Origin of the sequence: Massilia sp. UBA6681, assembly GCF_002454935.1 — a bacterium.
GTDB classification, from domain to species: domain Bacteria; phylum Pseudomonadota; class Gammaproteobacteria; order Burkholderiales; family Burkholderiaceae_D; genus Telluria; species Telluria varians.
Genome location: NZ_DKJX01000053.1, coordinates 1 through 876 on the forward strand (window position 1 = coordinate 1; position 876 = coordinate 876).

An 876-nucleotide genomic window follows, 5' to 3' on the forward strand; every position below is an offset into this window, starting at 1 on the left:
TGGCGGCATGACGCCGTCCATCGGCGCAGCCGGGGCTGGGGCGCTGGCCCGCGCGGGCGTTGCCGGAGGCAGGGGAGCTGCCGGTAGCTCGGGCGCCGGCGGCACGGCCATCGTCCGGCGCGCGCGTTCGTCCTGCAGGCGCACCAGCTCCTGCGCAATCCAGCCGTGCCGTGCATCGCCGGCGGGCAGGAATTGCCAGCCGCCCTGGGCCCGGTAGCGCGTCGCCAGGATGTCCGACAGTTCGCCCAGGCGGTCGAGTTCGATGCCGACGGCGTAGTCGCCGAAGCTGGCCAGCACATTCTGGCGCAGCAGGTAAACGGCGCTGGCCACCACCGCGAGAATGGCGAGCAGGACCGAGAGGAAGAGGCGATGGCCGATGGAAAATTTCACAATGTCAGGTCAGTGCAGGACTACATGAGAGAGATTTTTTATTCTCAATAGACGTATTGAACACTCATCCTATTCTAGCAGTGCCAAAAACCACAAAAGCAATTGCTCCCAACCTGACAGAGAAAACGCCGGTGCCGGCAAGGCCTGCTCCTACAGGATTGTTGCCGGTTTAGGGTGGTCCGTCGGGCCCGCCATGGTTAGGATGAACCTGTCTCAGCCACTTCCGGCTGGTGCTTTCAACATAGATAGGAGGCAACTATGGCATCGAATAACCAAGGCGGCAACAAGGGCAACAACCAGGGCGGCAATCAGCAGAGCGGCGATACCAGCAACCGCGGTTTCGCCTCGATGGATCCGCAGAAGCAGCGTGAGATCGCTGCGGAAGGCGGCCGTGCCGCACACGCATCGGGCAATGCCCATGAGTTCACTTCGGAAGAAGCACGCCGTGCCGGCTCGATGAGTCACGGCGGCGGTGGCGGCCAGCAG

The 876-nt window shown here is 63.2% G+C and carries 2 pseudogenes (1 of these 2 only partly in view); one reads left to right on the top strand and one right to left on the bottom strand.

Annotated elements, in window-relative coordinates:
- Positions 1-390: pseudogene (locus tag B2R83_RS08500) on the bottom strand (hypothetical protein); the annotation flags it as partial.
- A 258-nt stretch (positions 391-648) separates the two neighbouring features.
- On the opposite strand from B2R83_RS08500, the pseudogene B2R83_RS08505 reads away from it, so the two are divergent.
- Positions 649-876 (top strand): annotated as a pseudogene (locus B2R83_RS08505) (KGG domain-containing protein) (its annotated part continues 12 nt past the right edge of the window); the annotation flags it as partial.